We start from the raw sequence: 20,637 nt of genomic DNA on the forward strand, positions 1-20,637 counted from the left end.
GTTACTTCCTCTTCGCCTTCTTGTCGGCGCCGTGTCCGTAGTAGGTCCGGCTCGGAGAAAATTCACCGAACTTGTGACCAATCATCTCTTCAGACACCAGCACCGGAACGTGCTTTTGACCGTTGTAGACGCCGAAGGTCAAACCGACGAATTGCGGCAGGATCGTTGAGCGGCGGCTCCAGGTCTTGATGACCTCGTTCCGGCCGGACTCGCGAACCTTGTCAGCTTTCTTCAGCAGATACCCGTCGACAAACGGACCTTTCCAGATCGAACGTGCCACGATCCTTGTCCTTTACTTCTTACGCGCGTGACGGCTGCGGACGATAAACTTATCAGTCTGCTTATTACGCCGGGTGCGCTTACCTTTGGTCGGTTTACCCCAAGGGGTAACCGGATGACGACCGCCTGAGGTCCGGCCTTCACCACCACCGTGCGGGTGGTCGATCGGGTTCATGGCAACACCACGCGTATGCGGGCGAATACCAAGCCAGCGGGAACGGCCTGCCTTGCCGAGGTTTACGTTGGCGTGGTCCGGGTTGGACACCGCGCCAATCGAAGCCATGCATGTACCGAGCACACGGCGCTGCTCGCCTGACATCAGGCGCAACGTTGTGTAGCCTTGGTCACGGCCAACGATCTGAACGAACGCACCGGCAGAGCGAGCGATCTGGGCACCTTTGCCCGGCTTCAGTTCGATGTTGTGTACGATCGTACCGACCGGAATGCGCGACAGCGGCGCTGCGTTGCCCGGCTTGACGTCGACGTTTTCGCCAGCGGAAACAGTGTCGCCAACGGCCAGACGCTGAGGCGCCAGGATGTAGCTCAACTCACCGTCTTCATAACGGATCAGCGCGATGAATGCGGTCCGGTTCGGATCGTATTCCAGGCGCTCAACCGTTGCCGGTACGTCCCACTTGCGGCGCTTGAAGTCCACAAGACGGTAGGACCGCTTGTGACCGCCACCACGGTTCGGCGACGTCAGGCGACCGGTGTTGTTACGACCACCCTTCTTGGACAGGCCCTCGGTCAAAGTCTTGACCGGCTTGCCTTTGTACAGACCAGAGCGGTCAACCTGAACAAGCTGACGGCGACCTGGGGACGTCGGGTTGAATGTCTTAAGTGCCATTTTTCTTAAGTCCCCGTCTTAGAGCCCGGTGGTCACGTCGATTGCGTGACCTTCCTGCAGCGTAACGACGGCCTTCTTGAAGTCAGACTGACGGCCAAGACGTCCGCGGAAGCGTTTGAACTTGCCCTTGCGGACGAGAGTGTTCACTGCCGTGACCTTGACACCGAACAGCGCTTCGACTGCGGCCTTGATTTCCGGCTTCGTTGCATCGTTAGCAACTTTGAAGACAACCTTGTTCTCTTCAGAAGCCATCGTCGACTTTTCGGTGATTACCGGGCCGACGATCTTGTCGTAGTGAGGAAGATTGCTCATTTGAAGCGCTCCTCAAGTGCGGACACCGCGGCCTTGGTCAACACGAGAGTGTTGGCCCGCAGGATGTCATATACGTTGATGCCCTGAACCGGCAGCACATCCACATGAGGAATGTTGCGTGAGGCCAGTGCGAAGTTGTTGTCGATTTCAGCGCCGTCAATAACCAGAGCACTCGTCAGACCAAGCTTGCTCAGCTGGTCTTTCAGGGCCTTGGTTTTTGCCTCGGCTGCCTTGGCATCCTCGACAACGACAATGCTCTCAGTTTTGGCTTTTGCCGACAGGGCATGCTTCAAACCGAGCGCACGTACCTTTTTCGGCAAATCATGGCTATGATCGCGAACGTTCGGACCGAACGCCTTGCCACCACCGCGGAACTGCGGAGCTTTCTTGTTGCCGTGACGGGCACCGCCGGAACCTTTCTGGCGAACGAATTTCTTCGTCGTGCCAGAAATATCTGCGCGCTGCAGCGTTTGGTGGGTGCCGGCCTGGCGCTTTGCCAGCTGCCAACGCACCACACGGTGGATCAAATCGGTGCGCGGCTCGAGACCGAAGATCTCGTCAGACACCGTGATCGAACCGGCCGCCCCACCTGCGAGGGTCTTGACCTGGAGTTCCATCACTCACTCTCCTTCCCGGCAGCTTCAGTCGCTTCGGTTGCCTTGAAAGCACCCGGAACCGGAACATTTTCCGGCAGCGCCTTTTTGACCGCGTCGCGGACCTGGATCCAGCCGCCCTTGGCGCCCGGAACAGAACCCTCGACCATGATCAAGCCACGCTCAACATCAGTGCGCACAACCTTCAGGTTTTGCGTGGTCACGCGGGCATCACCCATGTGACCGGCCATTTTCTTGCCCTTGAACACGCGGCCCGGATCCTGACACTGACCGGTAGAACCGTGTGAGCGGTGCGAGATCGAGTTACCGTGTGTTGCACGGCCACCACCGAAGTTGTGACGCTTCATCGCACCGGCAAAACCTTTACCGATGGAAGTGCCCGTCACATCAACGAACTGGCCTTCAACATAATGGTCTGCGGTCAGCTCAGCGCCGACGTCGATCATGTTGTCCGCGGAAACGCGGAATTCAGCCACAGTCCGCTTCGGCTCGACTTTTGCGACGGCAAAATGACCGCGCAGAGCCTTCGGCGTGTTTTTGACTTTGCGGGTACCGGCGCCAAGTTGCAGCGCAGTGTAACCATTCTTTTCTTCAGTACGGTGGGCAACCACCTGGCAGTTTTCCAGCCGCAAAACCGTGACCGGAACATGCTCGCCTGCATCATTATAGATGCGGGTCATGCCCACTTTCTGAGCGATCACTCCAGAACGCATGGATGTGTCCCCTTCGACCCGGCTTAAAGCTTGATCTCGACGTCGACACCAGCGGCAAGGTCGAGCTTCATCAGCGCGTCCACCGTCTGGGGCGTCGGATCAACGATATCGAGCAAGCGCTTGTGTGTACGCATCTCGAACTGATCGCGGCTTTTCTTATCGATGTGCGGTCCGCGAAGCACTGTGTACTTCTCGATCCGCGTCGGCAGCGGTACGGGACCCCGTACCTGAGCACCGGTCCGCTTGGCCGTATTGACGATCTCCTTAGTGGAGGCGTCCAGAATACGGTGGTCAAACGCCTTGAGGCGGATCCGGATATTCTGACCGTTCATTGTTATTGTTCCCAATAAGACTGCGGGCCTGCCCGCGTTTCGATTTGATGCACCGGCAGGCCCGGCTGTCGATTATTCAGTAATTGATGCGACGACGCCGGCGCCGACGGTACGGCCACCTTCGCGGATCGCGAAGCGCAGGCCTTCTTCCATGGCGATCGGCACGATCAGCTCAACGTCAACGGAAACGTTGTCGCCAGGCATAACCATTTCAGTGCCTTCAGGAAGGGAAACAACACCGGTCACATCAGTCGTACGGAAGTAGAACTGGGGACGGTAGTTGGTGAAGAACGGCGTATGACGGCCACCCTCTTCCTTCGTCAGGATGTAGGCTTCTGCCTTGAACTTCGTGTGCGGGGTAACTGAACCCGGCTTGCAAAGAACCTGGCCACGCTCAACGTCTTCACGGGCAACACCGCGGATCAGAGCACCGATGTTGTCGCCTGCTTCACCGCTGTCCAGCAGCTTGCGGAACATTTCAACGCCGGTAACCGTGGTCTTGGTGGTGTCCTTGATGCCGACAATCTCGACTTCTTCACCCACATTGATCACACCGCGCTCAACACGACCGGTCACAACAGTACCGCGGCCGGAGATCGAGAACACGTCTTCGATCGGCATCAGGAACGGCTGATCCTTCGGACGCTCAGGCGTCGGGATGTATTCGTCAACCTGGTTCATCAGCTCGCGGATCGCATCACGGCCAATCGCCGCATCACGGTTCTCAACAGCTGCAAGAGCAGAACCCTTGACGATCGGAATGTCGTCGCCCGGGAACTCGTAGGAAGACAGAAGCTCACGGATTTCCATCTCGACAAGCTCAAGAAGCTCTTCGTCGTCGACCTGGTCAACCTTGTTCATGAAAACAACAAGAGCCGGAACGCCAACCTGACGCGCAAGCAGGATGTGCTCACGGGTCTGCGGCATCGGGCCGTCTGCGGAAGACACAACCAGGATCCCGCCGTCCATCTGAGCAGCGCCGGTGATCATGTTCTTCACGTAGTCGGCGTGACCAGGGCAGTCAACGTGAGCGTAGTGACGGGCTTCCGTCTCATACTCAACGTGAGCCGTGGAGATCGTAATACCGCGCGCCTTTTCTTCAGGGGCACCGTCAATCTCGTCATAAGCTTTTGCTTCTGCGCCACCTGCTTCTGCAAGCGTCATGGTGATCGCAGCGGTCAGCGTCGTCTTGCCGTGGTCAACATGGCCAATCGTGCCAATGTTAACGTGCGGCTTGTTGCGCTCAAATTTTTCCTTCGCCATCGGATTACTCCGTTTCTCTATTTCTTCTTGACGTTAAGAGGCTGGGATCAGGCGTATTTCGCCTGAACCTCTTCGGCGACAGCCTGCGGCACCTGCTCGTAGTGATCGAACACCATCGAGTATTGAGCGCGGCCTTGAGACATGGAACGCAAGTTGTTCACGTAGCCAAACATGTTGGCCAGCGGAACCATTGCGGTGATGACCGTGACAACGCCCCGGTTCTCCGTACCCGCGATCTGACCGCGGCGGGAGTTCAGGTCACCAATCACATCACCCATGTAGTCTTCCGGGGTGACAACCTCGACTTTCATGATCGGCTCGAGAAGTTTCGGGCCGGCCTTCTGGATCGCTTCGCGGAAACCGGCACGGCCGGCGATTTCGAAAGCGAGTACAGAGGAGTCAACGTCGTGGTATGCACCGTCGGTGAGGGTTGCCTTGATGTCGAGCATCGGGAAGCCTGCCAGCGGACCGGAAGACATCACGCTCTCAATACCTTTGGTAACACCCGGGATGTATTCCTTGGGAACGTTACCGCCGACAACGGAGCTCTCGAAGACATAACCTTCATTCGGCTCGGACGGCTCAATGGTGAGCTTGATGCGAGCGAACTGGCCTGAACCACCAGACTGTTTCTTGTGGGTGTAATCCACGTCAGCCTGTTTGGTGATGGTTTCACGGTAAGCAACCTGAGGTGCACCGATGTTGGCCTCAACCTTGAATTCGCGCTTCATGCGATCAACGATGATGTCCAGGTGCAATTCGCCCATGCCGGCGATGATTGTCTGACCGGATTCTTCGTCAGTCTTGACGCGGAAGGACGGGTCTTCAGCTGCCAGGCGGTTCAGGGCAAGGCCCATTTTCTCCTGGTCGCCTTTGGTTTTCGGCTCAACTGCGATCTCGATGACCGGCTCAGGAAATTCCATGCGTTCCAGGATCACCGGCTTCAGCGGATCACAAAGTGTGTCGCCTGTCGTGGTGTCCTTCAAACCTGCAATCGCCACGATGTCGCCTGCATAAGCTACATCGATGTCGTCACGGGAATTGGAGTGCATCTGCATCATACGGCCGACGCGCTCGCGCTTGTCCTTCACCGTGTTAAGCAGTGAAACGCCCTTGTTCAGAACGCCGGAGTAGATGCGGCAGAAAGTCAAGGAACCGACAAACGGATCGTTTGCAATCTTGAACGCCAGCAGACCAAGCGGCTCTTCGTCAGAAGACTTGCGCTCGACTTCTTCCTCGTTTTTCGGATCGACACCTTTAATGGCAGGTACTTCCACCGGGCTCGGGAGAAAATCGACAACAGCATCGAGAAGCGGCTGAACGCCTTTGTTCTTGAAGGCTGAACCGCAGAATACCGGAACGAATTCGTTGCTGATCGTGCCTTTGCGAATAAGCTCTTTGATCTTATCGATGGAGGGCTCTTCACCTTCCAGATAAGCTTCCATGGCTTCTTCTTCGATCTCGACAACGGTCTCAACCAGAGCATCGCGTGCCTCTTGGGCGCGGTCAGCCAGGTCCGCCGGAATGTCGACAACATCCCATGCAGCGCCGAGGTTTTCGGACTGCCAGATGAGTGCCTTCATCTCCAGAAGATCGATAACACCCGCGAATTCGCTTTCAGCGCCAACCGGGAGCTGCATCACAAGCGGCGTGCATCCGAGGCGCTTTTTGATCATTTCGACACAGCGGTCGAAATCAGCACCGAGCTTGTCCATCTTGTTGACGAAGATCATCCGCGGAACGTTGTACTTGTCAGCCTGGCGCCAGACAGTCTCGGTTTGCGGCTCGACGCCAGCATTTGCATCAAGAAGGGCGACAGCACCGTCAAGAACACGCAAGGAACGCTCAACTTCAATGGTGAAGTCAACGTGCCCTGGGGTGTCGATGATGTTCAGGCGCTTTTCGTTCCAGAATGCAGTGGTTGCAGCAGACGTGATCGTGATGCCACGCTCCTGCTCCTGCTCCATCCAGTCCATGGTGGCAGCACCATCATGAACTTCGCCGATCTTATGGCTCTTACCTGTGTAGTAGAGGATCCGCTCAGTAGTCGTGGTCTTTCCGGCATCGATGTGAGCCATGATGCCGAAGTTGCGGTAGTCCTCGATTTTATGCGTGCGCGACATAGCGTCAGCCCTTCGAAGTCACAAATTACCAGCGATAGTGCGAGAACGCGCGGTTGGCATCAGCCATCCGGTGCGTGTCTTCACGCTTCTTAACTGCGGTACCACGGTTGTTTGCAGCATCGAGCAACTCGCCGGAAAGACGATCAACCATCGTGGTTTCGTTGCGGTTGCGTGCTGCAGTGATCAACCAGCGAATAGCCAGAGCCTGGCGGCGGTCGGTACGAACTTCAACCGGAACCTGATAGGTCGCTCCACCAACACGGCGGGAGCGCACTTCTACTTGCGGCATGACGTTCTCAAGAGCAGCATGGAACACTTCAATCGGGTTCTCACGGGTCTTGTTCTCAACCACATCAAACGCGCCGTAAACGATGCGTTCTGCAGTGGACTTTTTGCCGTCATACATGATGGAGTTCATGAATTTGGTGACGACGGTATCCCCGAATTTCGGATCCGGGTTGATTTCGCGTTTTTCTGCGCGGTGACGACGGGACATCTGATGTGCTCCTTACTTCGGCCGCTTGGCGCCGTATTTCGAACGACGCTGCTTACGATCCTTGACGCCCTGCGTATCGAGCACACCACGGATGATGTGATAGCGAACGCCCGGCAAATCCTTCACACGGCCGCCACGGATCATCACCACCGAGTGCTCTTGAAGGTTGTGACCTTCACCCGGGATGTAGCCAATGACTTCGAAGCCGTTGGTCAGGCGGATCTTGGCCACCTTACGAAGAGCCGAGTTCGGCTTCTTCGGCGTCGTCGTGTAAACGCGGGTGCAAACACCACGCTTCTGAGGGCAGGCCTCCATGGCCGGCACCTTGTTCCGCTTCGGCGGATCTTTCCGCGGCTTGCGGATCAACTGGTTGATGGTCGGCATTCTTTGCCCTTTACCTTGTCCATCCAAAAATTCTTTAGCAATTGCAGTTTTCGCAGCCCTGCGGGCAACCGGCGCAAACCGTTAGCCATGCAGAATTGCACCAGCGCGCTCAAAACTGAGCGGCCGGCGCTGCGAAAAACCAGAGGACCACAAGTTGCCTTGCGGTCATGCAATCGACGCGTATTCGCCTATGTAACCCGGCAGCGTTTAAAAGGATTGTGTCCTGCGCCTTGGTTAGCGCTGGACGGTTCACTCTTACCGCCTGCCCTTGGGATGCGCGGAAACTACTCATATGCACCCATTGCGTCAAGTGCTTTGTCGAAAAAACCGCGATCGCGCGGGTTACCAAACCGCAATCTGAATTTTCCGTCTGTTTTCAGGGACATGAAGTCAGATCGCGAAAGGAGATTTGCTGCTTTTGTAATTTAATTGCGTGCCGTGCTCTCCAAGCTCACCAGCCAGTCGAGTTCGACGCATCCTGCAGCATTCAAATCACGCGGAAACCGCGCCGGAACACTTCAAGATGACCGGAACAGACCACAGGCGAGTCGCGGAACGACATTCTGAAGAAGTGAGTCCCGATCAGAGCCTTCATGCGGCGCAAGCCTGTGTCAGATTGCTGCTTCCTGATAGGCACCAGACGAATAGGTCAGTTCATAGCTGTGGCTGTAGATCTCAAAAACGTTCCCGAACGGATCTTCGACATAGACCATTCGATAGGGTTTTTCGCCTGGGAAATACTCTCGAATGGGCATTCTCTGTTTCCCGCCAGCCGCGACGATCCGCTCCGTCAGTTTTTCCACATCGGGATCTTGGACACAGAAGTGGAAGACACCGTGCCGACGGTAGTCAAGGTTGTTGTCCGGAGCATAATTGCCTTCGAACTCGAACAATTCGATTCCGATGCGATCCGACGTTGCCAGGTGCGCGATCCTGAGCTTCTTCCACCCTGTTCCCAAGACGTCTGTGCACATCCTCCCGATGGCACTGTTGTCTTCAACGACCGCAGTCGCGGGCATAATGAGATAGAACCCCATCACCTTGGTATAGAACGTGATTGCCTTGTTCAAATCGGGAACAGACAACCCGATATGGGAAAAGGAACGCGGGTAAGTGGACATGACGGTTCTCCTTGAAGTTCACTACCGCGTATCTAGGCCTCACAGGTCATCTTGGAAAAATTATCATTTTTCATTTTTCGAATAATATTCTGTTATGCGATACTGCGCGCATGCTGAACGCGCACTGGCTTGAAACATTCACGACGCTTTGCAGGACGCAGAGTTTCACCAAGACCGCAGCCCGCCTGAATATGACGCAGCCGGGCGTCTCCCAACACGTCAGAAAACTGGAAGAACAGGTGGGCCAGCCGCTCGTTTCCAGACCCGTCAAGTCCTTTCTGCTAACAGACGCGGGCGAAGCCGTTCTGAAAGTGGGCCTTGCCCGCAGAACGGAAGAACGAAATTTGCTGGAGACCATCGCGCTGGACCGAGAGGATGCAGGCAAATGCGCAATCGGTTGTTCAGGCAGCTTCGCGCTGCTGCTTTACCCGCGGTTGATCAAGGAAATGAACAGGGCGCCAGATTTGTCCATTCACCTTGAATCAGCGCCGCAAAGACAGCTCGTCACTGCCCTTCTCGAAAAACAGCTCGATATCGCGATACTGGATCACAAACCGGTCAATCCGCGTCTGAGTGCAGTTCAGATCGGGCATGAGGAACTGTGTCTTGTTGTACCAAGCAGCTTGCCGGCATCCCTGCCCGACTTCGAACAACTGCAGGACCTGGGCTTCATCGCGCACCCGGATGGCTTCGATTATGCCGACCGGCTTCTCTCACGCAATTTCAAGGCCGGCTTTCACGGCTCCGACCACCTCGAACTTCGCGGGTATGTCAACCAGATCGGGCAGATCCCCTTGGCGGTTGCTGCAGGCAAGGGGTTCACGATACTGCCGAGGAGCGGCGTCGAAGCATCCGAGTTCCGGGACCGGCTTTCAGTTGCCGAACTGGAAAATCCGATTTTTCAGGAACTCTGGCTGGCCCAGCTTTCCGATCGCCGGATGCCTGCGCGAATGCAAAGAATCAAAGATGCCGTTCGCGAGGTTGCCCAGCCACTTCAATTGCCCGACTGAACTGCTTTCATCGAGACCAGGCAGAATTCGAATGCTCCCGTCTTTAAGACTTCCCGGTGGCGTGACCGGAAACTCCAATTCCGGATTCTATTGGTTAAACGTAACAATCGCGACATTGCCAGCAAGGGCGTCCTGATAAGCGCCTTCATAGACAGGATCGTCCGGCTCGCCGTCCATCACGCCAATCTGTTCCAGCTCAGCTTCCGCAAATCCCTGGGAAGACAGGGACTCAAGTGTTCGTCTTACAGCGTCGTCATCGTCGGGAGCAGTGAGCATCGCGTGGATGGTAATTGCATCCTCCGGCAACGCTTCTTCATTTTCCCATACCCGGCCAATGACGATGTAGACGACCGGATCCATTTCAACTTCATTGTCATTCATTGCTAGCTTCCACCTGTGTCCTGATACAAGAAAGGCCGCCCGGAGGCGGCCTTTCGAATTGTCATGGGAGCTCCGGTTATTCGGCCGCCCCGGTCATGTCTTCCAAGAGGCCTTCTGCTGCGCTGTCCGATGACTGCTGGCGCTGAGCTTCCTGGATCAGGTCGTCGCGATGTGTCGCAATCTTGCGGATCCGCTTCATCACCCCGCCGGTACCGGCCGGTATGAGGCGTCCCACGATCACGTTTTCCTTCAGACCAACCAGCGGATCGGTCTTGCCGTTGACTGCAGCGTCGGTAAGGACGCGGGTCGTCTCCTGGAAGGAGGCGGCAGAGAAGAACGAACGTGTCTGCAGCGAAGCCTTGGTGATGCCGAGCAACACCGGGGCCCCTTTTGCAGGTTCCCTTGCTTCGTCGATTGCCTTGCGGTTCGCTTCCTCGAAGTCGAGCTTGTCAACCTGCTCACCAGAGAAGAATTCGGTATCACCTGCATCGGTGATCTCGATCTTCTGAAGCATCTGACGAACAATAACTTCGATGTGCTTGTCGTTGATCGTCACACCCTGCAACCGGTAGACTTCTTGGATCTCATTGACGAGGTATGCAGCAAGTGCTTCCACGCCCTTGACGGCCAGAATGTCGTGCGGCGCCGGGTTGCCGTCCAGAATGTACTCACCCTTTTCAATGGCGTCGCCTTCCTGCAGATGGAAGTGCTTGCCTTTCGGAATGAGGTATTCGACCGGATCAACACCCTCTTCAGCCGGCTCGATGATGATGCGGCGCTTGTTCTTGTAGTCGCGACCGAAACGGATCGTGCCATCGATCTCAGCGATGATAGCGTGATCCTTCGGACGGCGAGCCTCGAACAATTCCGCAACACGCGGCAGACCACCGGTAATGTCCTTGGTCTTCGCGCTTTCCAGCGGAATACGAGCCAGAACGTCACCAGCCTTGACGGTTGCACCCGGCTGAACGGACAGAACCGCATCCACCGAAAGCATCAACCGCGCATCGGAACCACGGTCGGTTTTGGAAACCGCACCCTTGTCGTCCTTGATCACGATCGCAGGCTTCAGGTCGGCGCCACGCTGAGACGAACGCCAGTCAATGACGATACGTTTGGTGATACCGGTTGCCTCGTCAGCGGTTTCCTGAATGGAAGCACCGTCAACCAGATCTTCAACATCAACGACGCCGTCAACTTCGGCAAGCATCGGACGGGTGTACGGATCCCATTCGGCAATCCGCTGACCGCGCTTGACCTTGTCGCCATCATCGACATGAAGTTTGGAACCGTAAGCCACACGATGCACGGCCCGTTCGTTGTCGTCGCTGTCGATAACAACGATGGACATGTTACGAACCATGGCAATCAAGTTGCCTTCAGAGTCCCGGTTGACCGAACGGTTCCGGATCTTGATCGTGCCGTCGACATTGGATTCGATGAACGAGCTGTCAACGACCTGTGCGGTCCCACCGATGTGGAAAGTACGCATGGTCAGCTGAGTGCCAGGCTCACCGATGGACTGCGCAGCGATAACGCCAACAGCCTCACCCATGTTCACCGGAGTACCACGTGCCAGGTCACGTCCGTAACAGGTCGCGCAAACGCCTGTTTCGGTTTCACAGGTCAAAACCGAGCGGATCTTCACCTGCTGCACCTTGGCAGCCTCGATTGCTTCAACGTCTTTTTCGTCGATCAGCGCGCCCTTTGCCACCAGAACTTCACCTGTCTGGCTGTTGACGACGTCTTCTGCCGTCGTACGGCCAAGAACACGCATGCCAAGAGAAGCGATGACGTTGCCGGCATCCACGATCGGCGCAACGGTGATGCCACGTTCAGAACCACAATCCTGTTCAAGAATAATGGAATCCTGGGCAACATCCACGAGACGACGTGTCAGGTAACCGGAGTTCGCAGTCTTCAAGGCCGTGTCGGCGAGACCCTTACGGGCACCGTGGGTGGAGTTGAAGTACTCCAGAACCGACAAACCTTCCTTGAAGTTCGAAATGATCGGGTTCTCGATGATGGACCCGTCCGGCTTGGCCATAAGGCCACGCATGCCGGCCAGCTGTTTCATCTGCTGGGGTGAGCCACGTGCACCAGAGTGCGACATCATGTAAACCGAGTTCATTGGTTCCTGGCGACCAGATTCCTCATCGATCTGAACGGCCTTAATACGGGCCATCATTTCATCAGCAATCTTGTCGGTACACTTCGCCCAGGCATCAACAACCTTGTTGTACTTCTCGCCCTGAGTGATCAGGCCGTCATTGTACTGCTGCTCATACTCGGTCGCGAGCGATGACGTCTCGGCCACCAGCTTCTGCTTGGTGTCCGGGATGACCATGTCGTCCATGCCAAACGAAATGCCGGCATTACATGCGTTTTTGAAGCCAAGCTCCATGATGCGGTCACAGAAGATAACCGTCTCCTTCTGACCGCAAGCACGGTAAACCGTGTCGATCATCTTGGAGATGTCTTTCTTCGTCATCAGCTTGTTACAGGCATCGAACGGCACTTCGTGGTGCTTTGGCAGCAATTCCGCAACAAGCATCCGGCCAGGTGTCGTTTCAAAGATTCCCGACGTCGGATTGCCATCCTCATCAATGGACTTGAAACGGCCCTTGATCTTGGAATGCAACGTGATGACGTTGTTGGCCAGCGCATGATGGATTTCGCCGATGTCGCCGAAGGCCATGCCCTCGCCCGGCTCACCTTCTGCCATGATCGACAGATAGTAGAGACCCAGAACAATATCCTGGGACGGCACGATGATCGGGCCACCATTTGCCGGGTGCAGAATGTTGTTCGTGGACATCATCAGCGTCCGTGCTTCCAACTGAGCTTCGAGCGACAACGGCACGTGAACGGCCATCTGATCGCCATCGAAGTCGGCATTGAACGCGGAACAGACAAGCGGGTGCAGCTGGATAGCCTTGCCTTCAATCAGCGTTGGTTCGAAGGCCTGGATACCAAGTCGGTGCAGCGTCGGCGCGCGGTTCAGGAGAACCGGGTGCTCACGAATGACCTCGTCGAGGATGTCCCAGACTTCCGGGCGCTCCTTCTCAACCAGTTTCTTGGCTTGCTTGACCGTCGAGGAGAAGCCTTTTGCATCGAGGCGCGAATAGATGAACGGCTTGAACAGCTCAAGCGCCATCTTCTTCGGCAAGCCACATTGATGCAGCTTCAGTTCCGGACCAACGGTGATGACCGAACGGCCGGAATAGTCAACGCGCTTACCAAGCAGGTTTTGACGGAAGCGGCCCTGCTTGCCTTTCAGCATATCGGACAGCGACTTCAAGGGACGCTTGTTGGCACCGGTGATCACACGGCCACGACGGCCATTGTCGAACAGGGCGTCTACAGATTCCTGCAGCATGCGCTTTTCGTTCCGGATGATGATATCCGGTGCACGCAATTCCATCAGGCGGCGCAGACGATTGTTACGGTTGATCACCCGGCGATACAGATCGTTGAGATCCGAAGTCGCGAACCGGCCGCCATCCAGCGGTACCAGCGGGCGCAGATCCGGCGGGATCACCGGAACAACGGTCATGATCATCCACTCGGGACGGTTGCCCGATTCCATGAATGCTTCAATGACCTTCAACCGCTTGGCCAGCTTCTTCGGCTTCAGTTCAGTTGTCGCTTCCGCGATTTCCTGGCGAAGCTTCTCGCTCTCGCGCTCCAGATCCATGCTCATCAGGATCTCACGGATCGCTTCTGCGCCGATCATCGCTGTGAATGCGTCTTCGCCATACTCGTCCTGAGCGGCGATGAAGTCTTCTTCAGACAGAAGCTGATGCTGCTTGAGCGGCGTCAGGCCCGGCTCCAGAACGACATAGTTCTCAAAATAGAGAACACGTTCCAGATCCTTCAACGTCATATCAAGCAGAAGACCGATGCGGCTCGGCAGGGACTTCAGGAACCAGATATGAGCAACCGGCGCTGCCAGCTCAATGTGGCCCATACGCTCACGGCGAACGCGGGAAAGGGTGACTTCAACACCACATTTCTCACAGATAACGCCTTTGTATTTCATACGCTTATATTTGCCGCAAAGACATTCGTAGTCCTTGATCGGGCCAAAAATACGCGCGCAGAACAAACCGTCGCGTTCAGGCTTGAACGTACGGTAGTTGATCGTCTCCGGCTTTTTGATTTCGCCGAAGGACCAAGACAAGATCTTTTCCGGGCTCGCGAGCGAAATCCGGATATTGTCAAAGGTCTGTGTGGGAGCCTGCTGGTTGAACAGGTTCATGACCTCATGATTCATGGTCCGTCTCCTTCGATGCACGGCCGGGGTAGAGGGTCACTCGCCTCTCCCCGTCACCGGCATGAGTCAATTGGGGTCCGTTGCCGGGGTTACTCTGCGGCGTCCGCAGCTTCGTCCTCGGCGATCGCAGGTACATCGTTACGCTGAAGTTCAACGTTGAGACCCAGGGACCGCATTTCCTTCACAAGCACGTTGAAGCTTTCTGGAATACCCGCCTCGAATGTGTCGTCGCCGCGTACGATGGCCTCGTAGACCTTCGTCCGGCCGGCCACGTCATCCGACTTGACGGTGAGCATTTCCTGCAGCGTGTAGGCCGCACCATAAGCTTCAAGCGCCCAGACCTCCATTTCCCCGAAGCGCTGGCCACCAAACTGCGCCTTACCACCCAACGGCTGCTGGGTAACGAGCGAGTATGGACCAATCGAACGGGCGTGGATCTTGTCGTCGACCAGGTGATGGAGCTTCAACATGTAGATGTAGCCCACGGTAACCTGACGATCGAACTCTTCTCCGGTCCGGCCATCATAAAGGGTTGACTGACCGGACTGCTTGTAGCCCGCTATGTTCAGCGCATCGACAACATCCGGCTCACGTGCACCATCAAAGACCGGCGTCGCAATCGGAACACCCTTCTTAAGCTGATTCGCAAGGCGCACGATGCCATCGTCATCGAATTCCTTGACGTCATCGCCCTTGAGGTTGTCGCCATAGATCTCGATCACCTTGCCACGCAGGTTCTCGATCTCACCAGTCTTGCGGTACTCATCGTACATCTCGCCGATGCGAAGACCCATACCACGGCAGGCCCAGCCCATGTGGGTTTCCAGGATCTGACCGACGTTCATGCGCGACGGCACGCCAAGCGGGTTCAACACGATGTCGACATGCGTACCGTCTTCCAGGAACGGCATGTCTTCACACGGGTTGATCTTGGAGACCACGCCCTTGTTGCCGTGACGGCCGGCCATTTTGTCGCCCGGCTGAAGCTTGCGCTTAACGGCAACGAAGACTTTGACCATCTTCATGACGCCTGGCGGCAGTTCGTCACCACGCTGCAGTTTCTCGACCTTGTCGATGAAACGCTGCTCGAGACGCTTGCGGCTGTCGTCATACTGACCACGCAGAGCTTCGATCTCCGACATGAACTTCTCGTCGTCAGTGGCGAACTGCCACCACTGCGAACGCGGGAAGTCGTTGAGAACATCCCCAGTCAGAACGCCGTCCTTCCGGAAGCCTTTCGGTCCGGCAACAGCGGACTTGTCCATCAGCATTTCTGCCAAACGGCCATAGACGTTACGGTCGAGAATAGCCTGTTCGTCGTCACGGTCCTTCGCGAGACGTTCGATTTCTTCACGCTCGATCGCCATCGCACGTTCGTCTTTTTCAACGCCGTGGCGATTGAAAACACGAACTTCGACGACCGTACCGGACACACCCGGCGGCAGACGAAGAGAAGTATCGCGAACGTCCGAAGCCTTTTCACCGAAGATGGCGCGCAGAAGCTTTTCTTCCGGCGTCATCGGGCTTTCGCCCTTCGGTGTGATCTTGCCGACGAGGATGTCACCAGGGTTCAGCTCGGCACCGATGTAAACGATGCCAGCCTCATCGAGGTTCTTCAGCGCTTCTTCCGAAACATTCGGGATATCGCGCGTGATTTCTTCCGGCCCAAGCTTGGTATCGCGCGCCATCACTTCGAATTCCTCGAGGTGGATGGAGGTGAAAACATCGTCGGAAACGATGCGCTCGGAAAGAAGAATGGAATCCTCGAAGTTGTAGCCGTTCCAGGGCATGAACGCGACAAGCACGTTCCGGCCGAGCGCCAGATCACCGAGGTCCGTCGAAGGACCGTCAGCGATGATGTCACTCTTGTGCACCCGATCACCGACACGGACCAGCGGACGCTGGTTGATGCAGGTGTTCTGATTGGAACGCTGGAACTTCTGCAGCCGGTAGATGTCGACACCGGATTTACCGGGATCGAGGTCTTCGGTTGCCCGGATAACGATACGCGTTGCGTCGACCTGGTCGACGACACCTGCACGGCGTGCGCCGATGGCAGCGCCGGAATCCCGGGCCACAATCGGCTCCATGCCGGTACCGACAAACGGGGCTTCCGCCCGTACAAGCGGCACGGCCTGACGTTGCATGTTCGAGCCCATAAGAGCACGGTTGGCGTCATCGTTCTCAAGGAACGGGATCAGCGCCGCGGCCACGGAGACCAGCTGCTTGGGCGAGACGTCCATGAGGTCGACCTTGTCGGACGGAACCATCATGTTTTCACCGGCGTGACGGCAGGTGATCAGCTCTTCAATGAAACGGCCCTCGTCGTCCATCACGGCATTGGACTGCGCCACGTAGTGTTTGGCTTCTTCCATGGCCGACAGATAGACAACGTCGTTGGAAACGATACCGTCTTTCACTTTACGGTACGGGCTTTCGATGAAGCCGTACTTGTTGACACGTGCGAAGGTCGCCAACGAGTTGATCAGACCGATGTTCGGGCCTTCCGGCGTTTCGATCGGGCAGATACGTCCGTAATGCGTCGGGTGAACGTCACGGACTTCGAAGCCGGCACGCTCACGGGTCAGGCCGCCCGGTCCAAGTGCCGACAAACGGCGCTTGTGGGTGACTTCCGACAGCGGATTGGTCTGGTCCATGAACTGCGACAGCTGCGAAGAGCCGAAGAATTCACGTACAGCAGCGGCGGCTGGTTTCGCGTTGATCAGGTCCTGCGGCATGACTGTGTCGATTTCGACTGAGCTCATGCGCTCCTTGATGGCACGCTCCATGCGCAGAAGACCGACACGGTACTGGTTTTCCATCAGTTCGCCAACGGAGCGGACACGACGGTTTCCAAGGTTGTCGATATCGTCGATATCACCCTTGCCGTCACGCAGCTCCAGAAGCACGCGGATAACTTCCAGAATGTCTTCCTTGCGCAGAACCCGAACCGTGTCTTCGCACTCCACGTCAAGACGCATGTTCATCTTCACACGGCCGACTGCGGACAGATCGTAGCGCTCATCATCGAAGAAGAGCGATTGGAACATCGCTTCTGCGGTGTCGATGGTGGGCGGTTCACCCGGACGCATCACACGGTAGATGTCGAACAGCGCATCCTCGCGGGACTCGTTCTTGTCGACTGCCAATGTGTTGCGGATATATGGGCCGGTGTTGACGTGGTCGATGTCGAGCATCGTCAGCTCGTGGTAGCCGCGCTCCACGAGTTCTTCCAGCAACTTGCCGGTGATTTCGTCGCCAGCTTCGGCGTAGATCTCGCCGGACTGGCCATCGACAATGTCTTCGGCAAGATACTGAGCGTGCAGATCTTCGTCAGTCACCTTAAGAGCGGTGACACCCTTTTCAGCAAGCTGACGGATCGTGCGGGCAGTGATCTTGCGGCCGCCTTCGACAACCACTTCGCCGCTATCTGCGTCGATCAGGTCGTAAGATGCCTTGGTGCCTTTCAGACGGTTACCGTCAAAAGGCATACGCCAGGAACCATCCTTCTGACGGGTGTAATCGACCCGATTGTAAAAGGTGTTCAGGATCTCTTCGCCGTCAAGGCCGAGCGCCATCAGCAGCGAGGTGACCGGGATCTTGCGGCGGCGGTCGATACGCGCATGGACAATGTCCTTGGCGTCGAACTCGATGTCGAGCCAGGAACCGCGATAAGGGATCACGCGCGCAGCAAACAACAACTTGCCGGAGGAATGGGTCTTGCCTTTGTCGTGATCGAAGAAGACGCCCGGAGACCGGTGCATCTGGGACACGATCACACGTTCTGTGCCGTTGACAATAAAGGTGCCGTTGTCGGTCATGAACGGCATATCGCCCATGTAGACATCCTGTTCCTTGATGTCTTTGACTGACTTTGCACCGGTATCTTCATCAACGTCGAATACGATGAGGCGCAGCGTAACCTTCAGCGGTGCCGCGAAGGTCATGTCGCGCTGACGGCATTCGTCAACGTCGTATTTGGGAGCTTCAAACTCGAAGGAAACAAATTCCAGCAGTGAGGTGCCGGCAAAATCGGAGATTGGAAATACGGACTGGAAGACCGCTTCAAGGCCTTCAATCTTGCGGCCACCGCCAGGCATCTCGTCGACCTGCAGGAACTGGTCATAAGACGCTTTTTGAACCTCGATGAGATTGGGCATAGCCGCGACATCGCGGATCGATCCGAAGTATTTACGGACCTTTTTGCGACCGTTGAACGTTTGGGTCATTGTCGCTCCTCATATGGACCGGGTAACGGCTTCCCGAAACGCCCCTTATCCAATCGGGCAGCTGCCCGGGCGCTTCGGAAAACCGTCGCCCCTTTTGAGATCCACTTGCCTCAAGCCAGACAAGCCGATCAGTCGTAGGGGTCTAGAGCTTTGCCACGCTCATTTGAACACAGCAGGCCCTAGTGGGACGTTCGCCCCGGAACCGGGTTAGACCCGCCGGGGCAAGAAACGGTTCCGGGAAAACCCGGAACCGCGAAAGGCAATAGCCTTTATTACTTCAGCTCGACAGAAGCGCCAGCTTCTTCCAGCTTTTTCTTCAGCTCTTCAGCTTCGTCCTTGGCAACGCCTTCCTTGACAGCCTTCGGAGCGGACTCAACGAGTTCCTTAGCTTCCTTCAGACCCAGGCCGGTGATGGCACGGACTTCTTTGATGACGTTGATTTTCTTGTCGCCAGCAGAAGCCAGAACAACGTCAAATTCGGTTTTCTCTTCAGCAGCAGCACCTGCATCAGCAGCACCACCGGCAGCAGCAGCAACTGCAACCGGAGCAGCAGCAGAAACGCCCCACTTTTCTTCCAGAAGCTTGGAAAGTTCAGCAGCTTCCATGACGGTCAGTGTGGACAGTTCTTCAACGAGCTTTTCAAGATCAGCCATTTTTCAGTACCTTAAATTCGAACCAGTGTTGGTTTCATGAGACAGTGTGTTGGTCGCCTTATGCGGCCTCGTCCTTCGTGGCATACGCATTGAAGACGCGGGCAAGCTGCCCGGCCGGTGCGTTAACAACCTGGGCGATCCGGGATGCAGGTGTCTGGATCATGCCAACCAGTTTCGCGCGCAGCTCATCGAGCGACGGCATGGTTGCCAGTGATTTGACCCCTTCCGGGTTCAGATTGGTCGTGCCAAGAGCACCGCCAAGAATTGCAAACTTATCGTTTGCCTTGGCGAAATCGACGGCTGCTTTCGGTGCGGCTACCGGGTCCTCGGAATAAACGAGAACGGTAGGGCCCTGAAACAGGTCGGAGATGTGCTCAAGGTCCGTGCCTTTGAGGGCGAGTTTCACAAGGCGGTTTTTTGCGACTTTGACAGAGCCGCCGGCTGCACGCACAGACGCCCGCAATGCGGTCATCTGGGCAACCGAAAGACCTGCATAGTGCGCGACAACAACGACGCCGGTGTCTGCCAGCTCATCGTTGAGAGATGTCACGAACTCGTGCTTTTCCGCTCTTTCCACTTGCCTTCTCCATTTGGTGGCGCGTTTCGCCACCGGTTTACCTTTGCCGCCCGGCTTGATGGTCCCGAACCCGGGACCGTCTAGTCAAACGGCGCTCAGGGTCCTGTCCCCTCACCTGTGCGCCATGACAACGCGCGGCAAGGTCTGGTTCGAACCAAGTTTCCGCCGGATCGGCGGGGAATTTGGTTCTCACCCATCTATGCAGGCCAAATTGCTTAAGCCGGTTTTCCGGCACCTGCAGTCTCGGACAGGGCAATCCGGCGGCGGACCGCCGGATCTATTCGGCCTTGCGACCGAAATCTCTTCGTCAATCCGGAAACCCCGGATTATTCACCAGCAAAGCTGGCAAGATCCACTTTCACGCCGGGGCCCATGGTGGAGGACACCGCAATGCGCTTCAGATAGGATCCTTTTGCACCGGCCGGCTTGGCCTTCTGAACAGCATCCAGCAGAGCCTTGACGTTCTGCGAGATTGCCTCTTCGGAGAAGGACACTTTGCCAACACCGGCATGTACGATACCGGCCTTTTCAACGCGGAACTGAACTGCGCCACCCTTGGCGTCGTTGACAGCTGCGGTTACGTCTGGCGTTACAGTGCCGACTTTCGGGTTCGGCATCAGACCGCGCGGGCCAAGCACCTTGCCGAGACGACCAACGAGCGGCATCATGTCAGGTGTCGCGATGCAGCGATCGAAATCGATCTTGCCGCCCTGAACTTCCTGAACCAGTTCTTCAGCACCAACAATGTCGGCACCTGCGGCCTTGGCTTCATCCGCCTTGTCGCCACGTGCAAAGACGGCAACCTTGACGTTTTTACCCGTGCCGTTCGGCAGAATACACACGCCGCGGACCATCTGGTCTGCGTGGCGCGGATCAACACCGAGATTGATCGCAACTTCGACGGTTTCGTCGAACTTGGTCTTGGAACGGCCCTTGACCAGGCTCACAGCCTCGTCGAGCGAATAGAGCTTGTTCCGGTCAATGCCTTCACGCGCTGCTTTGGTACGCTTTCCAACCTTCGCCATGA

General features: G+C 56.4%; 18 protein-coding genes. 1 reads left to right on the forward strand and 17 read right to left on the reverse strand.

Going from position 1 to position 20,637, the window contains the following annotated elements; translation table 11 throughout:
* Position 1 precedes the first annotated feature (1 nt).
* The 11 genes from rpsS to Q0835_RS13665 all read right to left on the reverse strand — a co-directional run bounded on the left by rpsS (position 2) and on the right by Q0835_RS13665 (position 8,484).
* Positions 2 to 280: a 30S ribosomal protein S19 gene (rpsS, locus tag Q0835_RS13615; protein ID WP_022998243.1), complete on the reverse strand. Its 279-nt coding sequence runs from the start codon at positions 278 to 280 to the stop codon at positions 2 to 4.
* Positions 281 to 292: 12 nt separating this feature from the next.
* Positions 293 to 1,126 carry a 50S ribosomal protein L2 gene (gene rplB, locus Q0835_RS13620; RefSeq protein WP_298820198.1) on the reverse strand — a complete coding sequence of 278 codons (834 nt, stop codon included), beginning with the start codon at positions 1,124 to 1,126 and terminating at the stop codon, positions 293 to 295.
* An 18-nt stretch (positions 1,127 to 1,144) separates the two neighbouring features.
* A complete protein-coding gene (locus Q0835_RS13625; RefSeq protein ID WP_298961977.1) occupies positions 1,145 to 1,438 on the reverse strand; it encodes a 50S ribosomal protein L23 in 294 nt (97 codons plus the stop codon).
* A complete protein-coding gene (gene rplD, locus Q0835_RS13630; protein WP_298820195.1) occupies positions 1,435 to 2,055 on the reverse strand; it encodes a 50S ribosomal protein L4 in 621 nt (206 codons plus the stop codon). Before rplD ends, Q0835_RS13625 begins: the two co-directional genes overlap by 4 nt.
* Positions 2,055 to 2,765 (reverse strand): 50S ribosomal protein L3, encoded by a 711-nt coding sequence (gene rplC / locus Q0835_RS13635; protein WP_298820193.1) that lies wholly within the window; start codon positions 2,763 to 2,765, stop codon positions 2,055 to 2,057. Before rplC ends, rplD begins: the two co-directional genes overlap by 1 nt.
* Positions 2,766 to 2,788: 23 nt before the next feature.
* Positions 2,789 to 3,097, reverse strand: a complete 309-nt coding sequence (gene rpsJ / locus Q0835_RS13640) for a 30S ribosomal protein S10 (protein ID WP_006936455.1) — start codon at positions 3,095 to 3,097, stop codon at positions 2,789 to 2,791.
* 72 nt (positions 3,098 to 3,169) lie between these two features.
* The gene (tuf, locus tag Q0835_RS13645) at positions 3,170 to 4,360 is read right to left on the reverse strand and encodes an elongation factor Tu (protein ID WP_298961980.1); all 1,191 of its coding nucleotides are present in this window, start codon (positions 4,358 to 4,360) and stop codon (positions 3,170 to 3,172) included.
* A 47-nt stretch (positions 4,361 to 4,407) separates the two neighbouring features.
* Entirely contained in the window at positions 4,408 to 6,483 is a 2,076-nt protein-coding gene (gene fusA, locus Q0835_RS13650) for an elongation factor G (RefSeq protein ID WP_298961983.1), read from the reverse strand.
* A 25-nt stretch (positions 6,484 to 6,508) separates the two neighbouring features.
* On the reverse strand, positions 6,509 to 6,979 hold the full coding sequence (gene rpsG, locus Q0835_RS13655) for a 30S ribosomal protein S7 (protein ID WP_006936458.1): 471 nt from the start codon (positions 6,977 to 6,979) through the stop codon (positions 6,509 to 6,511).
* A gap of 12 nt (positions 6,980 to 6,991) precedes the next feature.
* Positions 6,992 to 7,363, reverse strand: a complete 372-nt coding sequence (gene rpsL, locus Q0835_RS13660) for a 30S ribosomal protein S12 (RefSeq protein WP_006936459.1) — start codon at positions 7,361 to 7,363, stop codon at positions 6,992 to 6,994.
* A 611-nt stretch (positions 7,364 to 7,974) separates the two neighbouring features.
* The gene (locus Q0835_RS13665; protein ID WP_298961989.1) at positions 7,975 to 8,484 is read right to left on the reverse strand and encodes a lactoylglutathione lyase family protein; all 510 of its coding nucleotides are present in this window, start codon (positions 8,482 to 8,484) and stop codon (positions 7,975 to 7,977) included.
* A gap of 110 nt (positions 8,485 to 8,594) precedes the next feature.
* Here Q0835_RS13665 and Q0835_RS13670 point away from each other — a divergent pair, with 110 nt between their 5' ends.
* The gene (locus tag Q0835_RS13670; protein ID WP_298961993.1) at positions 8,595 to 9,494 is read left to right on the forward strand and encodes a LysR family transcriptional regulator; all 900 of its coding nucleotides are present in this window, start codon (positions 8,595 to 8,597) and stop codon (positions 9,492 to 9,494) included.
* A gap of 87 nt (positions 9,495 to 9,581) precedes the next feature.
* Here Q0835_RS13670 and Q0835_RS13675 read toward each other — a convergent pair whose 3' ends face one another.
* From Q0835_RS13675 to rplA, 6 genes are all read right to left on the reverse strand, one after another.
* Positions 9,582 to 9,875, reverse strand: a complete 294-nt coding sequence (locus Q0835_RS13675; RefSeq protein WP_298961995.1) for a regulator — start codon at positions 9,873 to 9,875, stop codon at positions 9,582 to 9,584.
* Positions 9,876 to 9,951: 76 nt separating this feature from the next.
* On the reverse strand, positions 9,952 to 14,151 hold the full coding sequence (rpoC, locus tag Q0835_RS13680; RefSeq protein ID WP_298961998.1) for a DNA-directed RNA polymerase subunit beta': 4,200 nt from the start codon (positions 14,149 to 14,151) through the stop codon (positions 9,952 to 9,954).
* A gap of 89 nt (positions 14,152 to 14,240) precedes the next feature.
* Positions 14,241 to 18,380, reverse strand: coding sequence for a DNA-directed RNA polymerase subunit beta (gene rpoB, locus Q0835_RS13685; protein WP_298962003.1), 4,140 nt, complete (start codon positions 18,378 to 18,380; stop codon positions 14,241 to 14,243).
* Between the two features lie 272 nt (positions 18,381 to 18,652).
* Positions 18,653 to 19,033 (reverse strand): 50S ribosomal protein L7/L12, encoded by a 381-nt coding sequence (gene rplL / locus Q0835_RS13690; protein WP_152501362.1) that lies wholly within the window; start codon positions 19,031 to 19,033, stop codon positions 18,653 to 18,655.
* A gap of 58 nt (positions 19,034 to 19,091) precedes the next feature.
* Positions 19,092 to 19,610: a 50S ribosomal protein L10 gene (gene rplJ, locus Q0835_RS13695; protein WP_298962010.1), complete on the reverse strand. Its 519-nt coding sequence runs from the start codon at positions 19,608 to 19,610 to the stop codon at positions 19,092 to 19,094.
* A gap of 326 nt (positions 19,611 to 19,936) precedes the next feature.
* Positions 19,937 to 20,635 carry a 50S ribosomal protein L1 gene (gene rplA, locus Q0835_RS13700; protein WP_298962013.1) on the reverse strand — a complete coding sequence of 233 codons (699 nt, stop codon included), beginning with the start codon at positions 20,633 to 20,635 and terminating at the stop codon, positions 19,937 to 19,939.
* Positions 20,636 to 20,637 lie beyond the last annotated feature (2 nt).

This window comes from uncultured Roseibium sp., from assembly GCF_947499295.1.
GTDB lineage: Bacteria > Pseudomonadota > Alphaproteobacteria > Rhizobiales > Stappiaceae > Roseibium.

Bases quoted from the DNA above. Each gene is read 5' to 3' on its own strand.
- rpsJ (WP_006936455.1), bottom strand. From the start codon at position 3,097: ATGAACGGTCAGAATATCCGGATCCGCCTCAAGGCGTTTGACCACCGT.
- rpoC (WP_298961998.1), bottom strand. From the start codon at position 14,151: ATGAATCATGAGGTCATGAACCTGTTCAACCAGCAGGCTCCCACACAG.
- Q0835_RS13625 (WP_298961977.1), bottom strand. From the start codon at position 1,438: ATGAGCAATCTTCCTCACTACGACAAGATCGTCGGCCCGGTAATCACC.
- Q0835_RS13665 (WP_298961989.1), bottom strand. From the start codon at position 8,484: ATGTCCACTTACCCGCGTTCCTTTTCCCATATCGGGTTGTCTGTTCCC.
- rplL (WP_152501362.1), bottom strand. From the start codon at position 19,033: ATGGCTGATCTTGAAAAGCTCGTTGAAGAACTGTCCACACTGACCGTC.
- Q0835_RS13670 (WP_298961993.1), top strand. From the start codon at position 8,595: ATGCTGAACGCGCACTGGCTTGAAACATTCACGACGCTTTGCAGGACG.
- rplC (WP_298820193.1), bottom strand. From the start codon at position 2,765: ATGCGTTCTGGAGTGATCGCTCAGAAAGTGGGCATGACCCGCATCTAT.
- tuf (WP_298961980.1), bottom strand. From the start codon at position 4,360: ATGGCGAAGGAAAAATTTGAGCGCAACAAGCCGCACGTTAACATTGGC.
- rplB (WP_298820198.1), bottom strand. From the start codon at position 1,126: ATGGCACTTAAGACATTCAACCCGACGTCCCCAGGTCGCCGTCAGCTT.
- fusA (WP_298961983.1), bottom strand. From the start codon at position 6,483: ATGTCGCGCACGCATAAAATCGAGGACTACCGCAACTTCGGCATCATG.
- rpsG (WP_006936458.1), bottom strand. From the start codon at position 6,979: ATGTCCCGTCGTCACCGCGCAGAAAAACGCGAAATCAACCCGGATCCG.
- rplA (WP_298962013.1), bottom strand. From the start codon at position 20,635: ATGGCGAAGGTTGGAAAGCGTACCAAAGCAGCGCGTGAAGGCATTGAC.
- Q0835_RS13675 (WP_298961995.1), bottom strand. From the start codon at position 9,875: ATGAATGACAATGAAGTTGAAATGGATCCGGTCGTCTACATCGTCATT.
- rplD (WP_298820195.1), bottom strand. From the start codon at position 2,055: ATGGAACTCCAGGTCAAGACCCTCGCAGGTGGGGCGGCCGGTTCGATC.
- rpoB (WP_298962003.1), bottom strand. From the start codon at position 18,380: ATGACCCAAACGTTCAACGGTCGCAAAAAGGTCCGTAAATACTTCGGA.
- rpsL (WP_006936459.1), bottom strand. From the start codon at position 7,363: ATGCCGACCATCAACCAGTTGATCCGCAAGCCGCGGAAAGATCCGCCG.